This window comes from Ramlibacter aurantiacus (genome assembly GCF_016722895.1).
Classification (GTDB): Bacteria; Pseudomonadota; Gammaproteobacteria; order Burkholderiales; family Burkholderiaceae_C; genus Ramlibacter; species Ramlibacter aurantiacus.
This window is the reverse complement of record NZ_JAEQNA010000001.1, coordinates 294,248-315,756: the sequence shown is the minus strand read 5'-3', so window position 1 is coordinate 315,756 and position 21,509 is coordinate 294,248. Positions and strand designations below refer to the sequence as shown.

Sequence of the window (21,509 nt, the reverse complement as noted above, 5' to 3'; positions counted from 1 at the left end):
TGCACCCACCGCGTTCGCCGCGAGCCTGCACCCACTCCGTTCGCCCTGAGCTCCTGCGGGGCTCAGACATCTGCGCTTCTTTTCCCCCGCCACCCGGCGCTCCTCGGCGCAGCCACAGGGGATTTTCTTCACGGGCCGTCGCTGCGCTCGGCCCTGGGTTGAAGCCAGACTTCCTCTTGCCGTTAGCTCCGGCGGTCTTGGCAAGCCTCAGAACGCCACCGCCTCCACCCGCACCTGCGGCAGCAGCCGCTGCACCTGCGCCGGGTCGCACAAGGCCGTGCCCGGCTGCAGCAGCGCCGCCGCCGCCGCCGCCATCGCGAACCGCAGCGCCTCTTCCGGGTGGTCCTCTCTCGACAGGACCCACACCAGCCCGGCCAGGAAGCTGTCGCCCGCGCCGATCGTGCTGGCCACCGTCACCGGGACGGCGTCCGCCTTCCAGGCGCCGCCGGCGCCGACCAGCAAGGCGCCTTCCGCCCCCATGGACAGCGCCACCCACCGGGCCTGGCCGCGCTCGATCAGGCCGCGGCAGGCGGCCAGGCGCGACGGGGTGTCCGGCAGGGCGTGGCCGGTGAGTTCCTGCAGCTCACGCAGGCTGGGCTTGACCAGGTGCACCCCGGCCTGCAGCGCGCTGGCGAGGCTGGGGCCCGAGGCGTCCAGGACCAGGTGGGCGCCGTGGGGTGCCAGCAGCCCGGCGAGCTGGGCGTAGCCATCGGAGGCGACGCCCAGCGGCAAGCTGCCGCTGGCCACCACCCAGCCGGAGTCCGGCACCGCCGCGGCGACATGCTCCAGGCAGGCCAGCCACTCGCGTCCGGACAAGGTGGGCCCGGGCAGCACGAAGCGGTATTCGTCGCCCGAACCTTCGTCCAGCACCGAGAAGTTCTCGCGGGTTTCGCCGGCGATGCGCACCACCCGCGCATGCACGCCTTCGGCCGCCACCAGCTGCTGCAGCCGCTCGCCGGCCGGGCCGCCGGCCGGGTACACGGCCGTGGCTGTGCCGCCCAGCCGCGCGATCACGCGGGCCACGTTGATGCCGCCGCCGCCGGGATGCACCTGCGCCGCGGTGCAGCGCAGCTTGTGCGTGGGCTCGATCCTGGGCGTGCGGGTCGCCAGGTCCACCGCGGGGTTGGGCGTGAAAGTCAGGAGGGTCATGGACTCGATCATGGCTTGCGCACCTGTACCCGCTGGCCATCGGACACCGAAGGCGGTGGATAGACGATGACGCTCTGCCCGGGTTGCAGGCCTTCGCGCACCCAGGCCTCACTGCCGTTGCGGCCCGCCACCTCCACCGGCTGGAGGCGCGCGCGGCCGCCGTCGATGCGGTAGGCGGCCAGGCCGCCGTCGGCGAAGGGGAAGAGGGCGCCCACCGGCACCAGCACCGCCCGGTCCACGCTCTGCGTGACGATGCGGGCCGTCACGCGGAAGCCGTCGCCCATGACCTGCCAGCCCTCGGGCGGGCGCTGCAGGTCGATCAGCACCTTGACCCGCTGCTCCTCGACGCCGAGGGCCGAGACCTTGGTGAACGCCGCCGGCTCGACCCGCCGCACGACGCCCTCGACGGGCGGTCCGCCCCAGCGTTCGATCACGACCCGCCGGCCGGGCCGGGCCTGCACCGCGTCGGTGGTCAGCAGCTCGGCCACCACCTCCATGCGCGCCGGGTCGCCGATCTCCAGCAGCGGGGTGCCGGCCACCAGCGTGGCCTCGCTTTGCTGCGCGATCCTCAGCACCACGCCGTCGATCGGCGCGCGCACGGGCAGCGGCTGCCCGGTCCGCGCCTGCCCCACGGGCTGCAGCACGGCGGCGGCCTGGGCCTGTTCCTGCAGCGCCATCTCGCGCTCGGCCCGCGCGGCCTCGTGGCCGCGCTGCGCGGTTTGCAGGGCCAGCCGCAGCGTGTCGAGCCGGGCGCCGGAGACGAAGCCATCGCGGGCCAGCCGCTCGTTGCGGTCGAGTTCGATGCGGGCCTCGTCGACCGCGATGCGGGCCCGCTCCACGGCCGCCCCGGCCCGCTGCACGCCGGCCCGCGCCGCCGCCAGCCGCGCGGCGGCCTCGCGCGCGCTGCGCTCGTCGATCATGGACGGCAGGGCAGGCAGCAGCTCCGCCACGGTGTCGCCCGCGGCCACCCGGTCGCCCTCGCGCAGCACGATGCGGACCAGCCGCGAGGCCACCGGCACCGAGACGGTGTAGCGGTCCCGCACGCGGGTGCGGGCGTCCTCCTCGATGCTTTCCTCGAAATGCCCCGTCATCACGACCGCGGTCTCGACCGGCACCGGGCGCGGCGCGAACGCCCACGCCAGGACGGCGACCACGGCCACCGCCGTGCCGCCCCACACCAGGACCCTGCGCTTGTTCATCGTCATTCCCTTGTCTTCAAGGCGGCCACCATGTCCAGCCGGTCGATGCGCCGGCGCACCACCATGGCGCTGGCCACCCCCGCGGCGACCACGCACAGCCCGGCCCAGGCGTAGGTGCGCGGACGGATCACCACCGGGAACATGAACTGGTCGGATTGCATCAACCCCACCACGCCGTGCGTGAGCGCCCAGCCCAGGGCCATGCCCAGTGGCAGCGCCAGCCCGATGCCGATGGCCAGCTCGCCCAGCAGCAGCACCGAGACTTCGGCGCGGGTGAAGCCCAGCACCCGCAGGCTGGCCAGTTCCCAGGTGCGCTCGGCCAGCGCGATGCGGGCGTTGTTGTAGACCACGCCGACGGCGATCACCGCGGCGAAGGCGGTGAGGATGGAGCTCATGATCAGCACGTTGCGCGCGCTGACTTCCTGCATGTTGCGCAGCAGGGTCGCCTTGCTGAAGGCACCGGCCACCTTGGGCAGTTGCTGGGTCGCCTCCAGCACGGGGGTCACGCCGCCGGCGCCGGTGCGCAGGCTGAAGAAGTTGGCCAGGTCGCCGTCGCCCAGCGCGCGGTTGAGGGTGTCGCGCTCGATGAAGGCGTTCAGCCCCATCATGTCGCGCACGGTGCGCTCGACCACCAGCCGCAGCACCTCGCGCGCCCCCTCGCGCACCTCCACGGTCACGGAGTCGCCGGGCTGCAGCCCCAGCTTGCGGGCCAGCCGGTCCGTCATCAGCACGCCGTGGTGGCCGGGCGGGCGGCTCACCTGGTCCACGTCCACCACCCGCTGCAGCCGGGGCGCGGCGGGGTAGGAGTCGAGCAGGCCTTTTTCGCTGCGCGATCCGTTCGAGAAGCGCACTTCCAGCCGGCGTCCGGCCTCCACCTGCAGCACGCCGGGCAGCCGGGCCAGTTCGCGGCCGGCGATCGCGTGCACCGGCTCGGTGGTCCACACGATCAGGTCGCCGCGCATTGCGAGATTGAACTGCGTGTCCACGATCACGTCCATCGCGTCGCGCAGGAAATTTCCCATGATCACGATGGCCACCGCCACGGCCATGCCGCCGATGGTGACCGCCGCGCGCAAGGGCCGACGCTCCAGGTTGCGCACGATCATGCGCAGGCTGGGCGCCAGGCGCAGGTGGGGAATGCGCTCGAGCAGGGCGCGGCGATAGCGGCCCGGTGCCGGCGGCTGCATGGCCTCGGCCGGGGACAGCCGCACGGTGGCGGCCACGGCGGTCAAGGTGCCCAGCACGGCGGTCACGGTCACCAGCACCAGCCCGACAAGAGCCAGCCCCGGCGCCAGGCGGTAGTGGAAATCGGGGAATCGGAAGAACTCGGCATACAGCCCGGTGAGGCCGGTGCCCATCCAATGGCCCAGCGCCAGGCCCAGCACGAAACCGCCCAGCACCATGGGCGCGACCAGCTTCAGGTAGTGCAGCGCGATGGACGCGTTGCCGTACCCCAGCGCCTTGAGGGCGGCCACCTGTTCGCGCTGGGTGGCCACCAGGCGCGCGCTGACCACGTGCAGCAGGAAGCCGGCCACGGCCAGCAGGATGACCGGCAGCACCGTGCCCAGCACGCGCTGCTCGCGGATCTCGTTGTCCAGCATGGCGTGCGAGGCTTGTTCCGTGCGGCCGTGGGCGGGCGCGCCACCCTGGCCGGCCAGCCGCCGCGTCACCTCGTCCAGCACCCTCGGCTCGGAAGCCCCGGGGGCCAGCTTGATCGCCACCCGGTTGAAGGCGCCGGCCATGTCGGTGGCGGCGGCGAGTTCGTCGTGGTCCACCCAGAAGACGCCGAAGGCGCGCAGGTCCGGCATGCCGAACAGGCCGCCGAAGATGTACTCGGGCGAGAGCGCGGTGCCGGTGATGCGCAGGTTGCGGCGCTTGCCGTTGACCAGCGCGGAGACCGCGGCGCCGGGGCGCAGGCCGTGCGCCTGCGCGAAGCTTTCGGTCACCACCGCCTCCAGCTCGCCGCCGCTGGCACCCTGTGGCCAGCGGCCCGAGCGCAGCTGCACCCGGTTCAGCCGCTGCGGCCGCTCGGCATCGAGGCCGATGAGTTGGCCGATCACCGGGTCCGGGCTGCCGGGCACCGTGACCCGCGCGAAGTGCTCCACCGTGGTCTGCACGTCGAGCACGCCGGGCACCTCCAGCAGGCGCGAGGCCATGGCGTTGGGCGCCCGCTTGACGGCGGCGAACACGTCGGCGAAGCGGCCGCTGGCGTAGAAGTCGTCGCGGGCCCGCGCCAGCGAGTCGACGGCCGACAGCGTGGCCAGGAAGCCGCCGATGCCGCTGGCCACCACCAGCGCGATGGTGAGCGCCTGGCTCCACAGCAGGCGCAGGTCGCGCAGCACCTTGCGGTCGAGGGCGCGCATGCCGGTCACCAGGCCAGCTCGGCCGGCGTGAGGCGCCGCTCGGGGCGCTCGATGCGGTCGATGCGGCCATCGGCCACGCGCACCACCCGGTCGGCCATGCCCGAGATCGCGGCGTTGTGCGTGATCACCAGCGCCGTGGTGCCCAGCTCGGCATTGATGCGCGCGATCACCTCCAGCACCAGCTTGCCGGTGGCGTAGTCGAGCGCGCCGGTGGGCTCGTCGCACAGCAGCAGCTCGGGCCGCTTGGCGATGGCGCGGGCGATCGCCACGCGCTGCTGCTCGCCGCCGGAGAGCTGCGAGGGAAAGTGGTTGCGCCGGGGCGAGAGGGCCACCAGGGCGATGGCCTCGTCCACCGGCATCGGATCGCGGGCGATGTCGGTCACCAGCGCCACGTTCTCGGCCACCGTGAGGCTGGGGATGAGGTTGTAGAACTGGAAGACGAAGCCCACGTGCTCGCGGCGGTAGGTGGTGAGCGCGTCCTCGCCGACGCCGGTCAGGGGCTGGCCGGCGAAGCTGAGCGTGCCGGAGCTGGGCCGGTCCAGCCCGCCCAGGATGTTCAGCAGCGTGGACTTGCCGCTGCCCGATGCGCCCAGCAGCACCACGAACTCGCCGCGCGCGACGTCCAGGTCGACGTCGCGCAGCGCATGCACGGCGGCCTCGCCGCTGCCGTACACCTTGCAGAGCTTGCGGGCCTGCAGGATGGGCGGATGCGGGTCGGCGGCAGGCGGCATGCCGGCGGCGTTACTGGATGGCGATGCGCCGTGAGTCGGCGGGCGATTTCTTCGGCAGCTCCAGGCTCAGCACGCCATCGGCGTAGCGTGCCTGCACCTGGGAGGCATCGACGTCCTGGCCGAGGCTGAAGCTGCGGGAGATCGTGCCGTAGCTGCGCTCGCTGCGAAGCACGCGGTCGCCATCGCCGCGGGTTTCCTTCTCGCTACGGGTCTCGGCGCGGATGGACACCACGTTGCCGTCGACCTGCACGTCGATGTCTTCCTTCTTCACGCCGGGGATGTCGGCCTTGACCACATACGCCTTGTCGTTCTCGGTCACGTCCAGGCGCATCCGCAGGGCCTCGGCTTCCTTGTCGAGCAGGCCGGGCGGGAAGAAGCGGCGCCAGGCGGATTCGAGGTTGTCGCCGAAGACGGGGTCGATCAGGCGAAGGTTGCTCATGACGGTCTCCTTGAGGGTGTGCGTACCCGTGGGTCGCGGGCACGCAGCCACTGTAGGAACGGCCTGGACAAGCCGCCTTGATCCTGGTCAAGGGGCATTCGGTGAGGGCTGCCGGACGCCGCGCGGAACCAGCACGGCCGCGCCATTGACCCGTCCGGACCGCACCGCATCGACCGCGGCCTGGGCCTGCTCCAGCGCAAAGACCTGTACGTGGGTCCGCAGGGGCATCCGCCGCAGCAGCTCGAAGAAAGCGGCTCCGTCCTCGCGGGTGAGGTTGGCCACCGAGCGCAGCTCGCGTTCGCCCCAGAGCAGCTCGTAGCGGAAGGACGGGAGGTCGCTCATGTGGATGCCGCCGCAGACCACCCGGCCGCCCTTGCGCACGCTGGCCAGCGCCGCCGGCACCAGCGCGCCGACGGGCGCGAAGATCAGGCTCGCGTCAAGCGGCCGGGGCGGCGCCTCGTCGCTGCCGCCGGCCCACGTGGCGCCCAGTTCGCGCGCGAAGGCCTGGCCCGCCGAATCGCCGGAGCGCGTGAAGGCGTACACCTGCTGGCCCTGCGCGCTGGCCAGCTGGCAGACGATGTGCGCGGCGGCGCCAAAGCCCCACAGGCCGATGTGGCGCGGCTCGGCGCCGCCGGCCAGGCGCCAGGTGCGAAAGCCGATGAGCCCGGCGCACAGCAGTGGCGCGGCATGCGCGTCGTCGCAGCCGGGCGGCAGTTCCAGGCAGAAGCGCTCGTCGGCCGCCACGTACTCGGCATAGCCGCCGTCGCGGTCGTAGCCGGTGAAGGCGGGGGCGTCGCACAGGTTCTCATGGCCGCTGCCGCAAAAGCCGCAAACCCCGCAGGCCCGGCCCAGCCAGGGCACGCCCACGCGTTGGCCGTCGGTGAAGCGAACCGCGCCGGGGCCACGGCCGACGACGGTGCCGACGATCTCGTGGCCCGGGATCACGCCGGGTCGGTGCGGGGGCAGGTCGCCGTCCAGGATGTGCAGGTCCGTGCGGCAGACCCCGCAGGCAAGCACCCGGAGCAGGACTTCGCCGGCGGCGGGACGGGGGACCTGGCGCCGCACCGGCCGCAGGACGTGCGCCTGCGGGTCGACGGCCATGGCGAGCATGGTGGTGGGCGTCATGGCCGCATTGAATCCCAGGTGGCCGGATCGGGGAAGGGCGGGACCACCGCCCCGGTGGGCTGTCGCCAGGGCCGGGCGGCAGCGCCGGACCTCCGCCGGGGCCGACTTATTGCACAGCCCCGTGCGGCTTTCCCGGCCCCACCGACGGGCGGCCGGGGACATTGAATTGTCGAGCTAGGATGCGCACCGCTTTCCAACCCGACCATTCGATTTCCGCGCGTGCCTGCGCTCCCCACGATGTCGCGAACTTCTTCTATCCGCCGACCAGCCGCCGCGGTGCTGGCGGCCTTGGTCATCAGCTGTGGCGTGCCCCTGCAGGCCCAGGAAGCCGACCAGCTGCTGCAACAGGCCCGCGAAGCGGCGCGCCAGGACCGCAATCGCGCGTCGGCCGACCTGTTCGAGCAATTGCTGCGGCAGGCGCCCCACCGGCGCCCCGAGCTCCTGCCGGAATACGCCGACCAGCTCACCTACTCGGAACGTGCGCGCCAGGCGGTGCCGCTGTACCGCGAAGCCCTGGCCACCGGCGCCGTCGATGCGCCGCAGCGGCAGCGCCTCTTGAAGGGCCTGGGCCTGGCGCTGCTGTGGTCGGACCAGCCGGGCGAAGCCGGCGGGGTGTACCGCGAGCTGCTGCGCGAGCAGCCGGGTGATCTCGATGCCCAGCGCAACCTCGCGCGCGCATTGAGCTGGAGCGGCCGCCAGCGCGAAGCCATCGCCGTGCTGGAGCCTTTGCTGCAGCAGCGGCCCGACGACCGCGAAGCGCGCGTGCAACTGGCCGAGTCGCAGCAATGGATGGGGCGGCCGGACCTGGCCCGGCGCACGCTCGCCGACTCGCGGCTGGAAGGCGACGAGAAGGCCGCCCGGCTGCGCGACGAGGGGATTCGCTCCACCCGGCCGCGCACCTGGGTCGACGCCCAGCGTTCCAGCCAGTCCGACGAGCTGGACATCCGGCAATGGCGGCTCGGGCACGAAGCGTCGCTGGCGGACGGGCGCGGGGCGGCCGGCCTGCGGTTGACCCAGCTGGACTTCGAGCGCGGGGACGGCACCGACGACGTGCGCCTGACGCGCCCGTCCGTCTTCGGCCGCTGGCGCTTCAGCGATGCCGCCGAGCTCAATGCCGAACTGGGCGCCGAGCGCATCGACCCGCGCGGCACGCCGTCGTTCGACCGCTGGATCTACGCCAGCTGGTTCACCTGGTGGCCCGGCGACCAGGTGCGCATCGACTTCAGCTCCTCGCGCACCACGTTCGACAACCTGCGCTCGCTGCGGCAAGGCCTGACGGCGGTGCAGAACGGCGCGTCCGTGGACTTCACCCCCAGCGAGCGCCAGCGCTACAACCTGCGGCTGGAGCGCGGCATCTATTCCGACGGCAACCGGCGCTGGGCGGGGCAGGCCAGTGGTGAGTGGCGCATGCGGCTCAAGCCGGAGGTCTGGCTGGGCGTGCGCCATGGCCGGCAGGACTTCGAGCAGCAGCTGGACAACGGCTATTTCAACCCCGACCGGGTGCGCGTGACCCAGGCCACCGCCAGGCTGCAGCACCGGCTGCCAGCCGAGGCGGGGCCGTGGGACGTGACCGCCTTCCTGGCCCTGGGCCGGGAGGACGCGGTGCCCGACGGCAGCAAGCCGGCCTGGGACGCCAGCCTGGCCATCGGCCGGCAGCTGACCCGCGACACCCGCCTGGAAGCGCGCGTGCAGCGCTTCAGCTCACGCACCCAGAGCGCCGGCGGCACGAGCGGATTCGAGCGCACCACCGTCGGCTTGCGGCTGGAGCAACGCTGGTGAGCGCGCTGCCGAACACGCCGCCGGTCGTCGACTGGACCCGCCTGCCGCTGCTGCTGGTGGGCCTGGGCAGCGACACCGCGTCCGATGTGATCGCCCCGCTGGCGGCGGCGGGCTACACGGTGCGGCTGGGCGGTCCGCTCGACCTCACGCGCGGCGGGCCGTGGGGCCTGGTGATCGCGGCCCCCTCCATCCCCGGCATGGGCTCGCTGGAGCTGCTGTCGGCCCTTCGCGGGGAGGAGACCCCGGCCGCCGGTGGGCTGCTGGTGATCGGTCCGGGCGAGCAGCTGGCGGCATCGGGTGCGCTGCGCGAGGCGCAGCCCGGCGGCCCCCATGTGCGCGGGCTGGCCTGGCCGTTCGAGCCGACGCAGCTGGTCGGCCGCGTGCAGTCCATGCTGCGCGACGCCTCGCGCCCCGAAGCCACGACGCCGCCGCCGGTGCCGCAGGACGCGCAGCTCAGCGTGCTGCAGGAGGCCGAGCTGCTCGAGCACATCGGCGCCGAGCGCCAGGACCTGCTCGCCGGGCGCGTGCCCGGCGACAGCTTCGTCGCGGCGGTGTTGCTCGACGAGCTGGCCCGCTTCGCCGGCCGCCTGTCCGGCGCTGCCATGCACCACCTCTGGCGGCAGGTGGCCGAACTCGCGCAACTGGACGCGCTGGCCGACGAGCAGGTCAGCCTGGGCGCCGAAGGGGACCTGCTCCTGCTGATGCCCGGCACCTCGGCCCGCGCGGCGGGCCGGCGCCTGCGGATGCTGAGCCGACGGATCGCGGGGCATCGCTTCGACCTGCAGGGCCAGTCGACCCAATACACCCCGGCGCTGGGCTATGCCTCGGTGCGCCGCAGCGCCGACGCGGTGCAGGCCGTCCAACACGCGCGGGCCGCGGCGCGCCAGTCGGCGCTGCACCTGGACCTGCAGCCGGCCTTGTACCGGGCGGCGCGCGAAACCGCGCCCAAGCCGCCGCCGCGTTCGGCGCTGCTCGGCTGGCTCAGCCAGTTGCAGGCACGGCATGCGCTGCTGGTGCAGTACGCCATCACCATGCTGCTCGGGCTGGGGTTGCCCTTCCTCGTGTACTGGGGCCTGGGGAGCCACGGCATGGACATCAGCCGCGGGGTGTATGTGTTCGTGGTGGTGTCGCTCACGCTCACGGCGCTGTCGATCTGGGCGGAGGGATGGCTGGCGATGAAACGGGTCGATCCACCCAGCCAGCCCGCGGCTCCGTACCCGAAGGCGTCGGCCATCATCGCCGCGTACCTGCCCAACGAGGCGCCGATCATCGAGGACACGGTGCAGGCCTTCCTGCGGGTGCAGTACCCCGGTCCGTTGCAGATCATCCTGGCCTACAACACGCCGCGCGACATGCCGGAGATCGAGGATCGCCTGCAGCAGATCGCCCGCGAGGACCCGCGTTTCCTGCCGATGCGGGTGCGCACCAGCACGTCCAAGGCACAGAACGTCAACGCGGCCTTGCCGTACGCGACCGGCGAGTTCACCGCGGTGTTCGACGCCGACCACCAGCCCGACCCCGACAGCTTCCGCCGCGCCTGGCGCTGGCTGTCGCACGGGGCCGACGTGATCCAGGGCCACTGCTACATCCGCAACGGGGCTTCGTCCTGGGTGGCGCGCATGGTGGCGGTGGAGTTCGAGCAGATCTACGCGGTGAGCCATCCGGGGCGCGCGCGGCTGCACGGCTTCGGCATCTTCGGCGGCAGCAATGGCTACTGGCGAACGCCTTTGCTGCGGGAGCTGCGCATGCACGGGTTCATGCTGACCGAGGACATCGATTCGTCCATGCGGGCGGTGCTGCGGGGGCGGCGCATCGTGTCGGACCCGTACCTGGTGTCGCGGGAACTGGCGCCCGAGACGCTGCAGGCGCTGGCCAAGCAGCGGTTGCGCTGGGCCCAGGGCTGGTTGCAGATTTCGCTGAAGTGGGTGCTGCCGGCGATGCGCTCGCCACGGCTCACGCTGCAGCAGAAGCTGGGCATGCTGCAGTTGCTGGCCTGGCGCGAGGTGTACCCGTGGGTGTCCATGCAGATCCTGCCGCTGATCGCCTGGTGGGCGGTCGAGGCCGGGTCGCTGTCGCGCATCGACTGGTTCGTGCCGCTGTTCGTGGTGACTTCTCTGTTCACGCTCACCACGGGACCGGGACAGGTCTGGTTCACCTGGAAGCTGGCCGACCCGCAGCTGCGCCGGCACCCGCGCTGGTTCGGTTTCTACCTGGTGACGTCGGTGCTGTTCTACGCGGGCCTGAAGAACGCCTGGAACCGCATCGCCCACCTGAAGGAGGCGCTGGGCGAGACCACCTGGGTGGTGACGACGCGGTCGAAAGCCAAGAAATGAAAGCGGCGATTCAGCGGCGCCGCAGGCGCTGCAGCCGCCCCACCAGCTCGGTGAAGTCGAAGGGCTTGCCCACGTAATCGTCGGCCCCGAGGGCGAGGGCGCGGGTCACCTGTGATTCGTCGCCGCCGGCGGTGAGCATCATCACCGGGACCTGCCCCCACTCGGGCCGGGCCCGCAGCCGCTGCAGCAGCGTCAGGCCGTCCACGCCGGGAAGCTGCACGTCGAGCAGCACCGCATCGGGCAGCTCGCCGGCTTCGATGACCGCGAGGGCCTCGTCGCCGCCCTCGCAGACCCGCATGCGCCAGCCGTTCTGTTCGAGCACGTATCCGAGCAGGTAGCGGATGGTGGGATCGTCCTCGACCACCAGGGCGGTGCGGGTGTCGCCGCTGTCGGGGGCGGCCGGCGCGCCGTCGTCCGCCAGCACGGCCTGGACCCGCTCGCAGAGTTGGGCCGGCTCGAAGGGTTTGGCGATCACGTCGCGGGCACCGAGGGAGCGGTAGTGCACCACCTCGCGCGCCTGGGTGCGGGCGGTGAGGAACACCGCCGGCACCGCGGCCAGCGCCTCGATGCGGCGCAGCGCGGCCAGCGTTTGCGGGCCGTCCATGCCGGGCATGGCCACGTCCAGCAGCAGCAGTCGCGGGGCGAAGGCCTCGGCCCGGGCCAACGCCTCTTCGCCCGAAGCCAGCGCCAGCACGTCGTAGCCGCCGAGGATGTCGAGCGTCGTCTGGGCGACGTTGCGGACGCCGTCGTCGTCCTCGACCAGGAGGATGCGGGTGCGCGTCATGGCGTCGCCTCCGGAAAAGTCAGGTGGAAGCTGGTGCGGCCCGGCTCGGAGTCGAAGCCGATGCGGCCGCCCATCTGCTCGGTCATCTGCTTGGCGATCGACAGGCCCAGGCCCGAACCGCCCTTGGCCCGCGTGGTTCGCGCGTCGGCCTGGGCGAAGCGCTGGAAGATCCGCGAGCGGAACGACTCGGGCACGCCAGGTCCCCGGTCGGTCACGGCCAGGCGCACCCAGCCGCCATCTTCGCGGGTGGCCGCAAGCGTCACGGCGCTGTCGTTCGGGGCGAACTTGATGGCGTTGGAGACGAGGTTGTCGATCACCTGCTGCAGCCGCTGCGCATCGGCGCGCAACAGCAACCGAGGCGACGCCTGCACGTCGAGGCGGACTTGTGCGTCCAGCGCCAGCGGCCGCGCGAGCTGGGCGGCCTGGGCCAGCACCGCCGCGGCGTCCAGCCTGTCGAGCCGGAAGGTCATCTGCTGCGAGGCCAGCCGGTCCAGGTCGAGCAGGTCGCCCACGATGGCCAGCAGCCGGTCGGTGCTCTGCGAAGCGATGCCGATCAGCTTCGCGGCCGCGTCGGGCAAGGGGCCGGCGGCGCCGCTTTCCAGCAGCTTGACCGCGCCCCGGATCGAGGTCAGCGGCGTTCGCAGCTCGTGGTTGATGAGGGACACCAGTTCGTCCTTCATGCGCTCCAGCGCCTTGCGCTCGCTGATGTCGCGGCCGATGCCCACGACCAGCTCGCGCTGCAGCGCCTCCAGCTTCTCCCAGCGGGTTTCCATCGGGATCGGGCGACCATCGGCCCCCGCGACGCTGTAGTCCTCCACCGCCTGGCGCGCTCCGCCATGCAAGCGCTGCATGGCGGCTTCGAAGCGCGCCTGGGGCAGCCCCTGCAGCACCTGGGGCGGCGTGAGGGCTCGCAGCTGCTCCAGCGAATGCCCGGTTTCCTGCAGGGCCGCCGTGTTGGCGTGCAGGTGCCGGTGTGTCTGGGCGTCCAACACGGTGATGGACGCCCGCAAATGGTCGAGCACCTGGCCCAGGACTTCGTGCCGGCTGCGGTTGCGGCGGGCCTCGACCAGGGCGATCACCACATCGGCGAGTTGCGCCATGGCGCGGCGCTGCTGCGCCGTGAGCTGCCTCGGCTGCTCGTCCAGCACGCACAGCATGCCCAGGTTGTTGCCGCGGTCGCTGGTGAGCTGGCTGCCGCCATAGAAGCGCATGTGCGGACCGCCGCGCGGAAAGAGCAGGGGATTGCCGCTGAAGCGCGGATCGAGCGAGAGGTCGGGCACCTCGAAGAAGGTGTCCTCCAGGATCGCGTGGCCGCAGACGCTCTGGTCACGGCTGCTCTGGCTGAACGTCAGGCCGTGCTTGCTCTTGAGCCACTGGCGGTCGCGGTCGACGAAGGTGATGGCGGCATAGGCCGTGCCGCAGATCGCCGCCGCGAGTTCGGCGATCTCGTCGAACACGGCTTCGGCCGGTGTGTCCAGGATTTCATAGGCTTGGAGATCGGCGAGTCGCGCGGACTCGTTCTCGGCAATAGGTGGGGCGATCACGTGGGGCAGGGTAGGGAAAGCGCAGGCCGGGCATTCTGACCCAGCCGGGCCTGGTGCGGGCACCGACTAGGGACATCCCGGTCCGGTGGCTGGAAGTCGGTCACCGCGCCGGCCTTGATCTGTCGCAAGCGCCGGCGGGGCGGGCCGGATAACCTGCCTGCGACGCGCCGGCGCCGCCGGCCTGGGAGTTTCCTTGAGCATCCGAAACCTGCAATTCCTGTTCGCGCCCCGTTCGGTGGCCGTGATCGGCACCTCCGACAAGCCCGGCAACCTGGGCGCCATCGTGCTGCGCAACGTGCGCGGTGCCGGCTTCGCAGGCCCGGTGTGGGCCGTGGCACGGCAGGCCGGCGAGGTGGACGGGCTGCAGGTGTGGCCGGGCGTCGACTCGCTGCCGGCCGCGCCCGAGCTGGCCGTCATCTGCACGCCGGCCGCGACGGTGCCCGGGCTGGTCGAGCAACTCGGACGCAAGGGCACGCGGGCGGCCATCGTGGTGTCGGCCGGGCTGAAGCAGGTCGCTCCCGACGGCGTGCGCACCCTGGAGCAGGCCATGCTGGAGGCCGCCCGGCCCTGGCTGCTGCGCGTGCTGGGGCCCAACTGCATCGGCGCGCTGGTGCCCGGCATCGGGCTCAACGCCAGCTTCGCGCCCGGCCACGCGACGCCGGGCCCGCTGGCCTTCGTCACCCAGTCCGGCGCACTGGCCACGGCCATGCTCGACTGGGCCGGCACGCGCGGCATCGGCTTCTCGCATTTCATCTCCATGGGCGACAGTGCCGACGTGGACTTCGGCGACGTGCTCGACTACCTGGCCAGCGATGGCGACACGCGCGCCATCCTCATGTACATGGAATCGGTCAAGCACGCGCGCAAGTTCATGTCGGCGGCGCGCGCCGCGGCCCGCAACAAGCCGGTGATCGTGGTCAAGGCGGGACGCGCGGCCGAGGGCGCGCGGGCGGCCGCCTCGCACACCGGGGCCCTTGCCGGATCGGACGCGGTGTTCGATGCGGCCGTGCGCCGCGCCGGCATGCTGCGGGTCTTCACGCTGGACGAGTTGTTCGGTGCGGCCGAGACGCTGGCACGGCCGCGGCCCTGGTGTGGCGAGCGGCTGGTGCTGCTCACCAACGGCGGCGGCGCCGGGGTGCTGGCGGCCGATGCCCTGTCGCTGGGTGGCGGCACCCTGGCCGAGCTGGGCGCGGACACGCTGGCGGCGCTCGATGCGGTGCTGCCGGCGAACTGGTCGCATGGCAATCCGGTGGACCTGGTGGGCGACGCCCCGGTGGCCCGCTACCGGGAGGCGCTGCGCATCCTGGCGGCCGCAGCCGAGGTGGACGGGGTGGTCTTCATGCATGCGCCCACGGCGGTGGTGCCCGCGTACGACATCGCCGCGGCCTGCCTGCCGCTGGCGCGCGAGATGCGCAAGCCGGTGCTCAGTTGCTGGCTCGGGGGCCGCTCGGTCGAATCGGCCCGGCAGGCCTTCAGCGCCGCCGGACTGGCCTGCTACGACACGCCCGAGCATGCGGTGCAGGCCTGGCTGCAGCTGGTGCAATACCACCGGCACCAGCAGGCGCTGCTCGAGTTGCCCGACGCGCAGCCCGAGCGCATCCGCCCCGATCGGCAGGCCGCCGAGCGGGTGCTCGCCCGAGCGCGTGAGAGCGGCCGCGAATGGCTGGACGCCGCCGACGCGATGGCGCTGCTGGCGGCCTACGGCGTGCCGGTGCTCGGCACCCGGCGCGTGCGCGACGCCGATGAAGCCGTCGCCGCCGCCAACGAGGTCGGCTATCCCGTGGCCCTCAAGGTGGTCTCGCCGCAGATCCAGCACAAGACCGACGTGGGCGGCGTGGCGCTGGACATCGCGTCGGCCGACGACCTGCGCCAGGCGATCGCGCAGATGCGCGAGCGGGTGGCGGCGCGCCAGCCGCAGGCGCTCATCACCGGGTTCATGGTGCAGCGCATGGCCGGCAACACCCACGGGCACGAACTGATCGTGGGCCTGGCGACCGATCCGGTGTTCGGCCCGGCGGTGCTGTTCGGGGCGGGCGGCACCGCCGTCGAGATCCGCAAGGACCGGGCGCTGGACCTGCCACCACTGAACGCGGCGCTGGCCCGCGAGCTGGTCTCGCGCACGCGCATCGGGCCGCTCCTGGCCGGCCATCGGGGCTTGCCCGGCGTGGACGAGGCGGCCCTGGTCCACGCCATCCTGGCGGTGTCGCAGATCGCCTGCGACTTGCCGGAGGTGGCCGAGCTGGACATCAACCCCCTGGTGGCCGACGCCCACGGCGTGCGCGCGGTCGACGCGCGGGTCCGGCTGGCGCGCGCCACCGGGGCGGCCGATGGCCGGCTGGCGCTGCGGCCCTATCCGTCCGAGCTGGAAGAAACCGTGTCGCTGGCCCAGCGGGTGCTGTTGCTGCGGCCGATCCGGCCCGAGGACGGCAAGCGCCTCGTCGACTTCTATGCCGCCGCGGGCCCGGCCGACCTGCGCAGGCGCTTCCTGTGCTCACGGCGCGAGGTGCCGCGTTCCGAGCTGGCGCGCTTCTGCCAGATCGACTACGAGCGGGAAATGGCCTTCATCGCGCTGGACGGGGAGCGGATGGTGGGCGAGGCGCGCGCGGTGTGCGACCCCGACCGCATCGAAGCCGAGTTCGCGGTGCAGGTGGCGCCGCACTGGCAGGGCCGGGGGCTGGGCCATCGGCTGATGGCCAAGCTGCTCGAGTACCTGCGAGGGCGGGGTGTGCAGCGGGTGGTGGGCACCTGCCTTCCCGAGAACGATGCGATGGTCAGGCTGGCCCGGGGCCTGGGCCTGCAGCTCGAGGGCGACGAAGCAGGCTGCACGATGCGGCTGGACCTGGGCCAGGGGGACTGACATGAGGTTCGGGTGGCGCCTGGGAGCCCTGGCCTTGCCGGTGGCGCTGGGTTGGCAGCTGGGGCGGTGGGCGGCCGACCGGCGGGTGGAGCAGCAGGCACGGCGCGAGTTGCTTTCGCGGGCGGGCGATCGCGTCGCCCATCGCTTCGACCCCGCCAGCGTCGACGGGCTGCCGGAGGCGGCTCGGCGCTTCTTCCTGTTCGCCATCGAGCCCGGCACCCCGCTGCGCACGGTGGTCGACATCCGGATGGCGGGGCGGCTGTCGCTGGGCTCGCGGGAAGACCCGCGCTTCCTGCCGATGCAGGCGCGGCAGGTGCTGGCGCCGCCCCACGGCCTGCTGTGGCAGGTGCGCGCGGGCCAGGGTGCGCTGCGCCTGGCGGGATCGGACGCCATGGTGGGTGGGCATTCCTGGACCCGCTTCTGGCTCTGGCACAGCTGGCCGGTGGTGCGGGCGGGCGATGATGCCGACCACCTGAGATCCAGCTTTGGCCGCGTGGTCGCCGAGGCGGCGTTCTGGTCCCCGGCCTTCCTGCTGCCGGGCCCGTCGGTGTCGTGGAGCGCGGTGGACGCCGACACCGCGCGGGCCACCGTCACGCACGGGTCGCTCACGCAGGAGGTCGAGATCCGGGTCGACGCACAAGGCCAGCCGCTGTGGGTTCGCATGCCGCGCTGGAGCCATGCCAACCCGGACGGGGTGTACCGGCTGCAGCCCTTCGGAGGAGAGGTCGGGGACTTCCGGCGCGTCGCTGGGTTCCAGGTGCCGTTCCGGGTGGACGGCGGCAACTTCTTCGGCACGCCCGAGTACTTCCCGTTCTACCAGGCGCGCGTGCTGGACTTCCGGGTTTGTTGATGGAGCCGCGATCCGCCCGACCGGTCGAATGACCGGTCGTGACCGGCTGCGACGCGGCCGACGGCGGCTGCCCGGCGCGGCAGCGCACGCGCAGGCTCGCCGGCATCAGGTCCGCGCGGATGCGCGCCGGGCCAGGAGCGCCATGGCCGTTCGCAACAAGAGCTGGGGATCGATCGGCTTGGACACGTGCTCATCGAAGCCGGCCCGCCTGGCGGCATCCACGTCCTCGGAGCGGACGAATGCAGTCAGCGCGATGGCGGGAATGTCGGCCGCATGCGAGGACTGGCGCCGCAGCCAGCGGACCAGCCCATATCCGTCCAGCCCGGCCATGCCGATGTCGCTGATGACGAGATCGAAAGGGCCTTGCCCGGTGATGCAGGCCATCGCCGCCGCCGCGTCGGGCGCGGCCTGCACCTGGGCACCGGCGTCGGCAAGGAACCTCTCCAGGAATTCGCGGGTACCGGGATCGTCCTCGACCAGCAGGACGCGTGCCGCCAGCGGCGACGCTTCGGCAACGCGTTCGTCCCGCTCCGGCCTGTCGTCCGCGGCGTGACTGGCGAGCGGCAGCGACACCGTGAACGTGGCGCCCTGGCCTTCGCCGGGGCTGCGGGCCTCGACGCTGCCCCCGTGCAGGTGCACCAGCTTGTGCACCAAGGCCAGTCCCAGCCCCAGGCCCCCGTACCGGCGGCTGGTGGTCCCATCGGCCTGCCGGAATCGCTCGAACAGGTGGGGCAGGAATTCAGGCCGGATGCCCACGCCGGTGTCCTCGATGGCGACCTGCACGGCCTGCGGGAGCCGGCGCACCCGCACGTGGATGCGACCACCGTCCGGCGTGAATTTCACCGCGTTGGACAGCAGGTTCCAGAACACCTGTTTGAGCCGGGCCGCGTCGCCCAGGACGGGCTCGGCCGCGCCATCATGGTCCAGCGACAGGACAAGCCGCTTTTCCGCGGCGGCCGGCTCGATCAGCTCGAGTGCGGCATCCAGGACCTCGCGCAGGTCCATCACCGCCGGCTCGAGGTGGAGCTTGCCGGTGGAGATGCGGCTCATGTCCAGCAGGTCCTCGATCAGCTGGTGCTGCGTGCGGGCGCTTCGCTCGATCACGTTCAGCCCGCGTTCCAGCACCGCCGGATCTTCCACGCCCTTCGTGCGCAGGATGTGCAGCCATCCCAGCATGGCACTCAGGGGCGTGCGCAGCTCGTGCGACAGGGTCGCCAGGAACTGGTCCTTCAGGCGGCTCGCGCTTTCCGCCTCGCTGCGGGCCGCCCGCTCGCTGGTGAGGAGCACGTCGCGTTGCCGCGCCACGCGCTGGGCTTCCGCGTACAGGCGTGCGTTGTCGATGGCCGTGGCGGCCTGGGCCGCGATCCCCAGGGCCAGGCGCTCGCTGCGTTCGGTGAAGATCCTCGGTGCGGAATGCCCGAAGAACAGGCCTCCGATCGTGTCGCCGCGCCGCGAGTGCACGGACACCGCCAGGTAGCTGCGCACCGGCAGATGGCCGGGCGGCATGCCGAAGTGCGGCCCCCACTTGCCGTACCGCGGATCGGCCCGCACGTCCTCGATGCGCACCACCGGTTCGCCGTGGAAGGTGGGTGCGAACAGCGGCGTGGCTCGCGGATGGCCAAAACTCTCGAAGGCACTGCGCGGAGCTCCGCTCAGGGTGTAGAGCACCATGGCCTCGCCCTGGTCGTCCTGCCCGTTGTAGAAGAACGCTCCGAACTGGGCCCCGGTGAGCCGGGTAGCCGCGTCGGTCACGCGCTGCAGCAGTTTGTCCAGTTCGAGTTCCGCCGCGATCTGGCTGGAGGTCTCGTTGAGCAGCTCGAGCAGTTCCGCCTCCGCTGCCACCAGCGCGGCCTGTCGCTTGCGCTCCGTGATGTCGCGAACCTCGATCACGGTACCGATCGGCCGTCCGTCGTCGTCCAGGATGGGACTCGCCGTGAAGGCGACGTCGTAGAAGTGGCCCTGCTTGTGGACGAACACTTCATCGCCCTGCATGCGATGGCGCTCTGGAAACGCCCGATCGATCGGGCATTCGTGCAGCGGGTAGGGCCGACCGTCCGGGTGCGTGTGGTGGATCACATCGTGCAGCGGACGGCCCTGGACCTCCGCGAAGGTATAGCCGGTCAATGCCTCGGCGGCCGGGTTCATGAACACGCATTGCTGGTGCGGGTCCATGACGAACAGGGCGACGCTGGCGTTCAAGGTGATGGCCTTCAGCAGGCGGGAGTCTTCTCTCAGCACGTGGTATTTCGGTGAAAGGCGAAGTATCGGTGCCAGGCGCGTCGGAGCGGTCCTACGCGGGCGTAGGCAGTTCCCGGGCCCATCGCCGATTGGGGCGCGTTTGCGGTTCACCGCTGGGTCGTTCGCTCATAATTTGAGCTGCTTCCCAGGGAGCCGTAGCGCTCTGTTTCAAGTGGCTCAAGACCTTCTAGCTGAATCATCGTCCGTGGTCGGCCCCTCGCTCTGGGTCTCGACGGCCGAAGAGGCCGAGCGCCTTCGGCTGTTCATCGGTTCAGTCACCGACTACGCGATCTACATGCTCTCCCCCGAGGGCCACGTGGTGAGCTGGAACGCCGGCGCCCAGCGCTTCAAGGGCTACACGGCCGACGAGATCATCGGCCAGCATTTTTCGCGCTTCTACACGGCCGAGGACCAATACACGCGTCTGCCCTGGCGGGCGCTTCGCATCGCCGAAGAGACGGGCAAGTTCGAGGCCGAGGGCTGGCGCGTGCGCAAGGACGGCACGCACTTCTGGGCCAGCGTGGTGATCGACCCGATCCGCGACGCCACGGGACGGCTGCTGGGATTCGCCAAGATCACCCGCGACATCACCGATCGCAAGTTGATGCAGGACGCCTTGCGCCAGAGCGAGGAGCGCTTCCGGCTGCTGGTGCAGGGTGTCACCGACTACGCCATCTACATGCTCTCGCCGTCGGGCGAGATCACCAACTGGAACGAAGGCGGGCGGCGGATCAAGGGGTACGAGCAGGACGAGGTGGTGGGCAGCCACTTCTCGCGGTTCTACACCGAAGAGGACCAGGCGGCCGGCAAGCCGGCGACAGCGCTGGCCCAGGCGCGGGAACACGGCCGCTTCGAGGCCGAGGGCTGGCGCATGCGCAAGGATGGCAGCCGCTTCTGGGCCCACGTCATCATCGATGCCATCCGCGATGACGCCGGCGAGCTGGTGGGCTTTGCCAAGATCACGCGCGACATCACTGAGCGCAGGAACACCGAGGCGGCGCTGGCCAGTGCGCGCGAAGCGCTGTTCCAGTCGCAAAAGCTCGAGGCCATCGGCAAGTTGACCGGCGGTGTCGCGCACGATTTCAACAACCTGCTCAGCGTCGTCGGCAACGGCGTGGCGTTGCTGCGCGAGCGCCTGAAGGAGCCGGCCGACCTGCGCGTGCTCGATTCGGTGGACCAGGCCACCCGGCGCGGAGCCGCCCTGACCCAGCAGCTGCTGAGCTTCGCGCGGCAGCAGCCGCTGCGCAGCGAACCGCGCGACCTGAACCGCCTCATCACCCACTTCGAGCCGGTGCTTCGGCGGGGGTCCCGCAGCGCCGTCCAGTTCGACCTGCGGCTGCAGCCCGGGGTGCCCCTGGCCATGCTCGACGGCACGCAGTTCGAGACCGCGCTGCTCAATCTGGTGGTGAATGCCCGTGACGCCACGCCCGATGGCGGGCAGATCGTCGTCGGCACCGGGACGGTGGACCTCGGGCCATCCGAAGTCGGCCAGCTGCCGCCGGGACGCTATGCCAGCGTGTGCGTGCAGGACACGGGGACCGGCATGTCGGCCGAGGTGATCGAACGCGCGGTCGAGCCGTTCTTCACCACGAAGGAAGTCGGCAAGGGCACGGGCCTGGGGCTCAGCCAGGTGTATGGCCTGACGCAGCAGTCCGGCGGTGACCTGAAGATCGTGTCCGAGCCGGGCCGGGGCACGACGATCACGATGTACTTTCCGGGCCTGGCCGAGGACACGGTCGAAGCGCAGGACACCGAGGGCGCCGAGAAGGTGCTGCTGGTCGACGATCAGCCGGACGTGCTGGAGATGGCCGCGGAGCTGTTCCGCACCTTGGGCTTCGAGGTGCTGGTCGCCCGCTCGGGCACCGAGGCGTTCGAGGTGCTGCAGCGCACGCCCGACCTGCGGCTCCTGGTCACCGACGTGGTGATGCCGGGCATGACGGGCATCCAGCTGGGCCAGCGGGCCAGGCAGATCCGGCCCGACCTCAAGATCATCCTGGTGTCGGGCTACCCGAAGCCGGCGCTGCAGGACTCGGGCGATCTCCACGGTTTCGAGTTCCTGTCCAAGCCGTACCGCATCGCCGACCTGGTGAAGAAACTGCGCGCGCTGGCCTGAATCGC

14 protein-coding genes are annotated in these 21,509 nt (G+C 71.8%); 5 read left to right on the top strand and 9 right to left on the bottom strand.

Going from position 1 to position 21,509, the window contains the following annotated elements; translation table 11 throughout:
* Positions 1–207 precede the first annotated feature (207 nt).
* The 6 genes from JI739_RS01480 to JI739_RS01455 all read right to left on the bottom strand — a co-directional run bounded on the left by JI739_RS01480 (position 208) and on the right by JI739_RS01455 (position 6,991).
* Entirely contained in the window at positions 208–1,149 is a 942-nt protein-coding gene (locus tag JI739_RS01480; RefSeq protein WP_201682066.1) for a 1-phosphofructokinase family hexose kinase, read from the bottom strand.
* A gap of 8 nt (positions 1,150–1,157) precedes the next feature.
* Positions 1,158–2,348 (bottom strand): efflux RND transporter periplasmic adaptor subunit, encoded by a 1,191-nt coding sequence (locus JI739_RS01475; RefSeq protein ID WP_201682065.1) that lies wholly within the window; start codon positions 2,346–2,348, stop codon positions 1,158–1,160.
* Positions 2,349–2,350: 2 nt separating this feature from the next.
* Positions 2,351–4,711, bottom strand: a complete 2,361-nt coding sequence (locus JI739_RS01470; protein ID WP_201682064.1) for an ABC transporter permease — start codon at positions 4,709–4,711, stop codon at positions 2,351–2,353.
* 5 nt (positions 4,712–4,716) lie between these two features.
* Entirely contained in the window at positions 4,717–5,442 is a 726-nt protein-coding gene (locus JI739_RS01465; protein WP_201682063.1) for an ABC transporter ATP-binding protein, read from the bottom strand.
* A gap of 10 nt (positions 5,443–5,452) precedes the next feature.
* Complete coding sequence (locus JI739_RS01460; protein ID WP_201682062.1) at positions 5,453–5,881, bottom strand: Hsp20/alpha crystallin family protein; 429 nt, start codon at positions 5,879–5,881, stop codon at positions 5,453–5,455.
* 87 nt (positions 5,882–5,968) lie between these two features.
* Positions 5,969–6,991 (bottom strand): zinc-dependent alcohol dehydrogenase family protein, encoded by a 1,023-nt coding sequence (locus JI739_RS01455; protein WP_201683269.1) that lies wholly within the window; start codon positions 6,989–6,991, stop codon positions 5,969–5,971.
* Between the two features lie 252 nt (positions 6,992–7,243).
* Here JI739_RS01455 and JI739_RS01450 point away from each other — a divergent pair, with 252 nt between their 5' ends.
* A complete protein-coding gene (locus tag JI739_RS01450; RefSeq protein WP_201682061.1) occupies positions 7,244–8,785 on the top strand; it encodes a tetratricopeptide repeat protein in 1,542 nt (513 codons plus the stop codon).
* Positions 8,782–11,118: a glycosyltransferase gene (locus JI739_RS01445; RefSeq protein ID WP_201682060.1), complete on the top strand. Its 2,337-nt coding sequence runs from the start codon at positions 8,782–8,784 to the stop codon at positions 11,116–11,118. The genes JI739_RS01450 and JI739_RS01445 overlap by 4 nt, the downstream gene beginning before the upstream one ends.
* 10 nt (positions 11,119–11,128) lie before the next feature.
* On the opposite strand, the gene JI739_RS01440 is transcribed toward JI739_RS01445, so the two are convergent.
* Positions 11,129–11,902, bottom strand: a complete 774-nt coding sequence (locus tag JI739_RS01440; RefSeq protein WP_201682059.1) for a response regulator transcription factor — start codon at positions 11,900–11,902, stop codon at positions 11,129–11,131.
* Positions 11,899–13,446 carry a GAF domain-containing sensor histidine kinase gene (locus tag JI739_RS01435; protein WP_201682058.1) on the bottom strand — a complete coding sequence of 516 codons (1,548 nt, stop codon included), beginning with the start codon at positions 13,444–13,446 and terminating at the stop codon, positions 11,899–11,901. The genes JI739_RS01440 and JI739_RS01435 overlap by 4 nt, the downstream gene beginning before the upstream one ends.
* Positions 13,447–13,639: 193 nt before the next feature.
* On the opposite strand from JI739_RS01435, the gene JI739_RS01430 reads away from it, so the two are divergent.
* The gene (locus tag JI739_RS01430) at positions 13,640–16,303 is read left to right on the top strand and encodes a bifunctional acetate--CoA ligase family protein/GNAT family N-acetyltransferase (protein ID WP_201682057.1); all 2,664 of its coding nucleotides are present in this window, start codon (positions 13,640–13,642) and stop codon (positions 16,301–16,303) included.
* A gap of 1 nt (position 16,304) precedes the next feature.
* Positions 16,305–17,153 carry a DUF6544 family protein gene (locus tag JI739_RS01425; RefSeq protein WP_201682056.1) on the top strand — a complete coding sequence of 283 codons (849 nt, stop codon included), beginning with the start codon at positions 16,305–16,307 and terminating at the stop codon, positions 17,151–17,153.
* Between the two features lie 105 nt (positions 17,154–17,258).
* Here JI739_RS01425 and JI739_RS01420 read toward each other — a convergent pair whose 3' ends face one another.
* Complete coding sequence (locus JI739_RS01420) at positions 17,259–19,391, bottom strand: PAS domain-containing hybrid sensor histidine kinase/response regulator (RefSeq protein ID WP_354003657.1); 2,133 nt, start codon at positions 19,389–19,391, stop codon at positions 17,259–17,261.
* Positions 19,392–19,596: 205 nt separating this feature from the next.
* On the opposite strand from JI739_RS01420, the gene JI739_RS01415 reads away from it, so the two are divergent.
* Positions 19,597–21,504 (top strand): hybrid sensor histidine kinase/response regulator, encoded by a 1,908-nt coding sequence (locus JI739_RS01415; RefSeq protein WP_354003656.1) that lies wholly within the window; start codon positions 19,597–19,599, stop codon positions 21,502–21,504.
* The last annotated feature ends 5 nt before the right edge of the window (positions 21,505–21,509 follow it).

Coding starts and splice junctions, on each gene's coding strand:
- JI739_RS01480 (WP_201682066.1), bottom strand. CDS start 1,149: ATGACCCTCCTGACTTTCACGCCCAACCCCGCGGTGGACCTGGCGACC.
- JI739_RS01475 (WP_201682065.1), bottom strand. CDS start 2,348: ATGAACAAGCGCAGGGTCCTGGTGTGGGGCGGCACGGCGGTGGCCGTG.
- JI739_RS01470 (WP_201682064.1), bottom strand. CDS start 4,711: ATGCGCGCCCTCGACCGCAAGGTGCTGCGCGACCTGCGCCTGCTGTGG.
- JI739_RS01465 (WP_201682063.1), bottom strand. CDS start 5,442: ATGCCGCCTGCCGCCGACCCGCATCCGCCCATCCTGCAGGCCCGCAAG.
- JI739_RS01460 (WP_201682062.1), bottom strand. CDS start 5,881: ATGAGCAACCTTCGCCTGATCGACCCCGTCTTCGGCGACAACCTCGAA.
- JI739_RS01455 (WP_201683269.1), bottom strand. CDS start 6,991: ATGCTCGCCATGGCCGTCGACCCGCAGGCGCACGTCCTGCGGCCGGTG.
- JI739_RS01450 (WP_201682061.1), top strand. CDS start 7,244: ATGTCGCGAACTTCTTCTATCCGCCGACCAGCCGCCGCGGTGCTGGCG.
- JI739_RS01440 (WP_201682059.1), bottom strand. CDS start 11,902: ATGACGCGCACCCGCATCCTCCTGGTCGAGGACGACGACGGCGTCCGC.
- JI739_RS01425 (WP_201682056.1), top strand. CDS start 16,305: ATGAGGTTCGGGTGGCGCCTGGGAGCCCTGGCCTTGCCGGTGGCGCTG.